The sequence below is a fragment of the Bradyrhizobium sp. URHD0069 genome, assembly GCF_000701345.1.
Taxonomy (GTDB): domain Bacteria; phylum Pseudomonadota; class Alphaproteobacteria; order Rhizobiales; family Xanthobacteraceae; genus Bradyrhizobium.
Genome location: NZ_JNIJ01000091.1, coordinates 1 through 7120, shown reverse-complemented (window position 1 = coordinate 7120; position 7120 = coordinate 1). Strand labels below are relative to the sequence as shown.

The 7120-nt window shown below is 58.9% G+C and carries 8 protein-coding genes and 1 pseudogene; 4 read left to right on the top strand and 5 right to left on the bottom strand.

The features are described from left to right. The 3 genes from N554_RS0129780 to N554_RS0129770 form a co-directional block, all read right to left on the bottom strand. The coding region (locus N554_RS0129780; RefSeq protein ID WP_029586790.1) for a transposase at window positions 1–246 on the bottom strand (246 nt) is incomplete at its 3' end. Between the two features lie 176 nt (window positions 247–422). Next, the gene (locus tag N554_RS0129775) at window positions 423–917 is read right to left on the bottom strand and encodes a VOC family protein (RefSeq protein WP_029586789.1); all 495 of its coding nucleotides are present in this window, start codon (window positions 915–917) and stop codon (window positions 423–425) included. 163 nt (window positions 918–1080) lie between these two features. Then, window positions 1081–1626 (bottom strand): carboxymuconolactone decarboxylase family protein, encoded by a 546-nt coding sequence (locus tag N554_RS0129770; protein WP_029586788.1) that lies wholly within the window; start codon window positions 1624–1626, stop codon window positions 1081–1083. A 191-nt stretch (window positions 1627–1817) separates the two neighbouring features. On the opposite strand from N554_RS0129770, the gene N554_RS0129765 reads away from it, so the two are divergent. The 3 genes from N554_RS0129765 to N554_RS0129755 all read left to right on the top strand — a co-directional run bounded on the left by N554_RS0129765 (window position 1818) and on the right by N554_RS0129755 (window position 5247). Further along, window positions 1818–3002: an acyl-CoA dehydrogenase family protein gene (locus tag N554_RS0129765; RefSeq protein ID WP_029586787.1), complete on the top strand. Its 1185-nt coding sequence runs from the start codon at window positions 1818–1820 to the stop codon at window positions 3000–3002. A gap of 180 nt (window positions 3003–3182) precedes the next feature. After that, window positions 3183–4322: an acyl-CoA dehydrogenase family protein gene (locus tag N554_RS0129760; RefSeq protein ID WP_029586786.1), complete on the top strand. Its 1140-nt coding sequence runs from the start codon at window positions 3183–3185 to the stop codon at window positions 4320–4322. A 220-nt stretch (window positions 4323–4542) separates the two neighbouring features. Then, window positions 4543–5247, top strand: a complete 705-nt coding sequence (locus N554_RS0129755) for a DUF4336 domain-containing protein (RefSeq protein WP_029586785.1) — start codon at window positions 4543–4545, stop codon at window positions 5245–5247. Between the two features lie 91 nt (window positions 5248–5338). On the opposite strand, the pseudogene N554_RS39115 reads toward N554_RS0129755, so the two are convergent. Then, window positions 5339–6096: pseudogene (locus tag N554_RS39115) on the bottom strand (IS5 family transposase). Window positions 6097–6421: 325 nt separating this feature from the next. Here N554_RS39115 and N554_RS42475 point away from each other — a divergent pair. Continuing rightward, window positions 6422–6649 carry a DUF1801 domain-containing protein gene (locus tag N554_RS42475; protein ID WP_245283757.1) on the top strand — a complete coding sequence of 76 codons (228 nt, stop codon included), beginning with the start codon at window positions 6422–6424 and terminating at the stop codon, window positions 6647–6649. Between the two features lie 131 nt (window positions 6650–6780). Here N554_RS42475 and N554_RS0129730 read toward each other — a convergent pair. Further along, window positions 6781–7120: IS30 family transposase (locus N554_RS0129730; RefSeq protein WP_036053333.1), on the bottom strand; the 340-nt coding region annotated here is incomplete at its 5' end.

Below are 7120 nucleotides of genomic sequence, written 5' to 3'. Positions count from 1 at the left end.
GAAGTAGTACTGAACCGTCGAACACGGCGGAAAGTCCTTCGGCAGCGCACGCCATTGGCAACCGGCGGTCGCAATGTAGAGGATCGCATTCATGACCGCTCGCAGATTGATCTCACGGGGACGGCCGCGCCGGGATGGCGCAGGCATCAACGGTTCGATCAATTTCCACTCCGCATCCGTGGTGCCGCTTGCATAACGCAGTCCGTCGCGCCGATATTGACGTCGGGTGATTTCAGTCCAACACATGTTGTGCTCCCTCGAGTCTTCGCAAACACGAAGGAATCACAACGGGCTGGAATCACTCAACTTTCTTTTTCGGTCAGGCTCTGAGGAGCGGCCGGCAGGCCGCGTCTCGAAGGATAGGCCGCGGGTCACGGTCCTCATGGTTGGAGGCGCGCGAAGACGCGCTCCTCCATAAAAGATCACGCTTCCCGCTGGCGCAAGAGATCATCGAGGTCGAGCCGGCGCGTGAACATCGCCAGCGATCCGTCTTCCTTGCGCGGCCATTGCTCTTTGGGCCGGTCCCAATACAGCTCGACGCCATTCTCGTCGGGATCGCGCAGGTAAAGCGCTTCGCTGACGCCGTGGTCGCTGGCGCCGTCGAGTTGAATTCCCGCCTGGATTACCCGACGCAATGCGTCCGCCAGCGCAGGCCGCGTCGGATAAAGAATCGCGGTGTGAAACAGTCCCGTGGTCCCCGGCGGCGGGGGATGGCCGCCTTTGCTTTCCCAGGTGTTCAGCCCGATGTGGTGATGATAGCCGCCGGCCGAAATGAACGCGGCGCCGGAGCTCAGGCGTTGCATCACCTCAAACCCCAGCACGCAGCAATAAAATCCCAGCGCGCGATCGAGATCGGCGACTTTCAGATGAACATGCCCGATCCGTGTGCCTGCGATGACGGTTGGGTTGTCAGGCATGTTGAAAACCTCCTTCTTCACCTCTCCCCGCCTGCGCGGAGAGGTGGATTTTCAGCGTAGCGGAAAATCCGGGTGAGGGGGTGCAGGTCTATCGTGAGGTCATCAACTCTTGGAGAGAGTCCCCCAACCCTCTCGCCGTAAAGAACGGGGAGAGGGAGAAGAGCTACGCCAGCTCCGACACCTCTCCCTCCGGCAGATCGAACTCAAACGTGTTCAGGGTCATCGACACCATGGTGTAGTATCCGCACAGCCCGATGATTTCGACCAGCCCGCGCACGGTGAGCATCTTCACGGCCTCGTCGTACAGCGCCTTGGTCAAGCCATGGCCTTCGTGCAGCGATTTGGAGACGTCGTAGATCATCTGACCCTTGGGGTCGTCGAAATGCGGCGTGCGGCGATGCCTTATGTCCTCGATGATGTCAGGGTCCATGCCGCCCTGCAGCGCGAGCCGCTTGTGGGCATACCATTCGTAGTGCGACGTCCAGTGCCGGGCGGTGACCAGGATCGCGATCTCCGACAGCTTGGCCGGAAACACCGTATCGAACCGCAGCAACGCGCCCAAACGCGTGGCGTGCCGCGCCATCTCCGGACTGTTGAGCCATGCCATCATGGGCGGTGGCGGGGCGCCACGCTTGCCGGCGATCGACTCGTCGTAGGTTTGTTTCTGGTCCTCGTTCATTTCGCCAGGCGAAAGCAACTTCAGCCGCATCTCGGTTTCCTCTTGTTTTTCAATCCTTGCGGCTTTGCGAATACACCCGATCAGGGATCATGGCCACATCGGCAGCCGCATGGCGCGAGCCAGAGATATATTGAATTCCGCAAGGCGATGGCTAAGGTCGATCCAAGAACGATGCGTCAATCGCCGGCCGACAGGTCCGGCCCCGCAATGGAAATGCCACGATGTCCGATCCGGAAAACTTTCGCCGCGAAACCCGCGCCTGGTTAGAGGCCAATTGTCCGCCGGAGATGCGGCGGCCGATGACGTCAGAGGAAGATACCTTCTGGGGCGGTCGCAATACCAAATTCTCTTCCGAGCCGCAGCGCGTCTGGTTCGAGCGGATGCGCGACAAGGGCTGGACCGTGCCGCACTGGCCGAAGGAATACGGCGGCGGCGGCCTCGACGCGGAGGAAACCAAGATCGTTCGCCAGGAGATGGCGGCCATCGGCGCACGCCAGCCGCTGGTCTCATTCGGGATTTCCATGCTCGGGCCGGCACTGCTGAAATACGGCACCGAGGCGCAGAAAAAGGAACACCTGCCGAAGATTGCGGCCGGCCTGATCCGCTGGTGCCAGGGCTATTCCGAGCCGAACGCCGGATCGGATCTCGCCTCGCTGCAGACCCGCGCCGAGAGCGATGGCGATGATTTCATCATCAACGGCCAGAAGATCTGGACTTCCTACGCCAACTACGCGGACTGGATTTTCTGTCTGGTGCGCACCGATCCCGCCGCCAAGAAGCATGACGGCATCAGTTTTATTCTCTTCGACATGGCCTCCAAGGGCGTCTCCACCAAACCCATTCTGCTGATTTCGGGCCGCTCGCCATTCTGCGAAACGTTCTTCGACAATGTGCGGGTGCCGAAGGTCAATGTGGTCGGCACCATCAATCGCGGTTGGGATGTCGCGAAATACCTGCTGCAACACGAGCGCGCGATGATCTCCGGCATGGGCGAGCGCGGCGTCGGCCGGCCGCTCGGGCAGCTCGCTGCGGATTCCGTCGGTACCGACGATCAGGGCCGCCTGGAAGATCCTATGCTGCGCGGTCAAATCGCCACTTTCGAGATCGACGAGGCAGCGCTGGCCTGCGCCGCCGAGCGCGCGGTCGATCTGGCGAAAGCCGGTCAGGCGCATCCGGCGTTTTCCTCGGCGATGAAATACTACGGCACCGAACTGAACAAGCGCCGCTACGAAATCCTGATGTCCGCGGGCGGCATCGATGCGCTGGAATGGGAAAGCGAGCGCTCGAAAGCCGGCGCCCGGCCGCGCGCCTGGCTGCGCACCAAGGCCAACTCGATCGAGGGCGGCACCTCCGAGGTGATGCTCGGTATCGTCGCAAAACGGATTCTGGATTTGCCGGGGGCGTAAACCCCTCATCCTCAAGGAGCGGCCTCTTGGCCGCGTCTCGAAGGATGAAGCCTCATGGTTCGAGACGGGGCACCGGACAGCGCAAGAGCGCTGCCAGGAGAGCGCCTCCTCACGATGAGGGTAAGCACCGAGATCCATCAACCCGAACGCTTTCAGTCAAACGAACACCGGAACCCCTCCATGGCACTCGTCCTCAATGAAGAACAATCAATGCTGCGCGACAGCGCACGCGGCCTGATCGGCGACAAGGCACCGGTGTCGCATCTGCGGCAGCTGCGCGACAGCAAGGACGCGACCGGATTTTCCCGCGAATTGTGGAAGGCTTTCGCCGAGATGGGATTTTCGGGATTGCTGGTGCCGGAGAATTTCGGCGGCAGCGGGCTTGGTTGCGTCGAAGCCGGCGTGGTGATGGAGGAAATCGGCCGCACCTTGATGCCGTCGCCGTTTCTCTCAACCGCCGTGCTCGCCGCTTCGGCCTTGTCGCGCGGCGGCAGCGCCGCACAGAAATCCGAGCACCTGCCGAACATCGCCGACGGCTCCCTGCTGGCCGCGCTGGCGATCGACGAAGGGACAAAACATCGCCCGTTGCAGACCAAAATGCAAGCAGTGCGTTCCGGCAACGGTTTTCGGCTCAACGGCGCCAAGGCCCTTGTGGTCGACGGGCATACCGCCGGTCTCTTGATCGTGGCGGCCCGCACCGCGGGCGCGGCCGGCGAGCGCGACGGGCTGACGCTGTTCCTGGTCGATCCCAAGAGCAAGGGCGTCGAGGCCGAACGCACGGCGATGGTCGATTCGCACAACGCGGCGCGGATTACGTTCGACAATGTCGATGTCGACGCCGATGGCGTGCTCGGCGAGATCGATCAAGGCTACCAGCTGCTGGAAGGGGTGCTCAATATCGGCCGCGGCGCGGTGGCGTCCGAAATGGTCGGCCTCAGCGAGGAGGTGTTTGGCCGCACGGTCAATTACCTCAAGGAGCGCAAGCAATTCGGCAAGCTGATCGGCGAATTCCAGGCGCTGCAGCATCGCGCGGCGCACCTCTATGTCGAAATCGAAATCACCCGCGCCGCGGTGCTGAAGGCACTGCAGACGCTCGACGGCGATTTTGAAAATGCCGGTGCGGCGGTGGCGGTCGCCAAGGCGCGTGCCGGTTCAACTGCGACGCTGGCGGTCCAGGAAGGCGTGCAGATGCATGGCGGCATGGGCATGACCGACCAGTTCGACATCGGCTTCTTCATGAAGCGCGCGCGGGTCTGCCAGGAATTGTTCGGCGACAGCAATTTCCACGCCGATCTGCTGGCAAGGATGAAAAGTTATTGAAATACGTGCACCGGCGGTGCGTCACAACAGGTCGTCAACGCCCGGCTTGACCGGGCGACCCAGTTCAGCTGAGCGCGAATTCCAGAAGTTTCGGTATAGCCGCCCGATGACTCGATCCCAACTGGGATAAGTCGCCAGCAGCGTTTGCTACGTCAGTCGTATCCACATAGGAGATTTCTCGACGGCTACACTTTACGAGATCAGCGGCATTGGATCGGACATGCTGAAGGAATTTGGCCCCGAGATTTGGACTGCGGATGGGACCGACGTGGTAGCAGCGTTGGGATTTCATTACCCCACTCGTATGGCTGTCATAAGGTTGGCCGGTGGAGACCTCTTCATTTGGTCGCCGACAGCGCTGACCGACGGGCTTCGCGCGGAAGTGGATTCCCTCGGGAAAGTCCGTCATCTGGTCGCCCCCAATTCACTGCATCATGTGTTCATTACCGATTGGAAGCGCGTCTACCCCAATGCGTATCTCTATGCCCCGCCTGGATTGCGGGAGAAGCGCAAGGACCTCGACTTTGATGGTGACCTCGCAAATGCGCCAATGCCGTATTGGGCCGGGGAGATCGATCAAGTCCTTATGCTGGGCAATGTCATCACCACCGAGGTTGTGTTTTTTCACGCCAAGAGCGGCACTGTGCTCTTTACCGATCTCCTGCAACAGCTTCCCGCCAACTGGTTCTCCGGCTGGCGAGCGTTTGTCGCGAAATGGGACCTGATGGTTGCCCCTGAACCATCGGTACCCAGAAAATTCCGTCTAGCATTTACCAACCGGAACGCCGCGCGTGCCTCACTTGAACATGTTCTTTCATGGCCCGCGGAAAAGGTGCTGATGGCTCACGGAACTCCCGTCAGCGAAGATGGCCGAGCGTTCATAGGCCGCGCGTTTCGTTGGTTAACCCCGTCATGGCGACGTTGACCCATCGAATGACGGGCGACCGCAACGGGTCGAATGCAGCCCTGTCATTCAACCCGTCAAAACCTCTGTGCAAGGGTACTAGGGTCAGGACTCATTGATTGATCCAGAAAATTACGGATGCGGCGATGCAGATTGCGGACAAGTAGGTGTGGGCGCAGCGGTCATATCTGGTTGCGATACGTCGCCAGTATTTTAATTTTGCGAACATGTTCTCGATTTTGTGACGCTGTTTGTACAAGGCTTTGGAGTAACTCCTCAGCGCGGTTCGGTTTGATCGCGGCGGGATGCACGCTTTGATTTTGCGGGCTTTCAGTGCGTCGCGGAATTCGTCGCTGTCATAAGCTTTGTCGCCGATCAGGACTTTGGCATTCGGTATCGCCGGATATATCAGCTTTGCTCCAACATGGTCCGATAGCTGGCCTTCGCTCAAACACAGAACCAACGGTCTTCCTTGGTTGTCGCACAATGCATGAAGTTTGGAGTTCAGGCCGCCTTTCGTTCGGCCAATTCGTCGGAGCTGCCCTTTTTTACCAGACTACAAGCAGTCCGGTGAGCTTTCAGGTGAGTAGCATCGATCATGACGATGTCTGGTTCTTCTTCGCAAGCAGCCAAGCCGCTGAGAATGCAATCAAACACGCCGATTCGTGACCAACAGACAAAGCGGTTGTAGATTGTCTTATGCGGCCCATAAACTTCCGGCGCATCGCGCTATCTCAGGCCATTGCGGATAACGTGGATAATCCCACTGATTCCACGCCGGTCATCGACACGTGGTTTACCGTGGGATCGAGGAAAGTAAGGTTTGATGCACTCAAGTTGGTTCTCGGTGAGCCAGTAGTGATCAGCCATGGGCAGGTCCTCCTGCCCACTTGAATCATGTCCTGCGCAAGTTTTGAACGACCATTCTGCGGACAAAGCCGTCCTCAATCATCAACGATCCAAATGCCCGCAATCGGTATCTTAGGAGCGCGGAGACACACAGCGGCATCAAGAGCTATAGCGCTCCATTTGTTGCCTTTGGACATGCTAAAAGGCATACCGTCAGCATGACGAAGAAGGATAACCATGACGCCTATATAGCCGCCGCAACGGAGCAGTTTCGCGCCATGTTGGGCCAACTGCGTGCACGTTATCGCGGGCACTACCAGACGCCGAAGAAGTCATTAAGTACGATATGCCCGGATTTCAGATCGAACAAACGATCATCGCGGGCTATGCTGCCTTTAGTAAACAATGTGGTCTATATGTTGACCCGGGCGCAATTGCTGCCCATGCCGACGAGATCGCTTCTTTGAAACTCAAGGCAACCAAGACCGGAGTTACGTTCTCGGTGAGTAAGCCTATCCCTGATGAACTAGTTGAGAAATTGGCAGTTAGTTCGCGCAGCAAAAAGGGGTTTTAGCGACTGTCTTCGGCAACCCAAGTTCGGTTTACAAACCGGTGCGAACTCGGAGCGGGGTCATTTGGACTTGAAGCGTTCGGCCAAAGAGGACATTAGCTAATCACATTTCGGATGCAGTTTGGGCGGCGAGTTCAACCGATCGCTGCAACACATTCTGCGAACTTCTCAGCCGGCGTCTGATAGAGCAAGGTCTTTCTCGGCCTTTCATTGAGCTGCCTTGCGATGGCACTGAGCTTGGCCTGGCTGTGCAAGGACAGATCGGTGCCGCGCGGAAGATACTGGCGCAGCAATCTGTTGGTGTTTTCGTTTGAGCCGCGCTGCCAGGGAGACCGAGGGTCACAAAAATAGACATCAACCTCGGTGGCCAATGTCAGGCGCTGATGGTCGGCAAGCTCTTTGCCTCTGTCCCAGGTCAGCGACCGGTAAAGCTCGCTGGGCAATCGCTGCGATTGCTTGATCAGCGCCGAGACG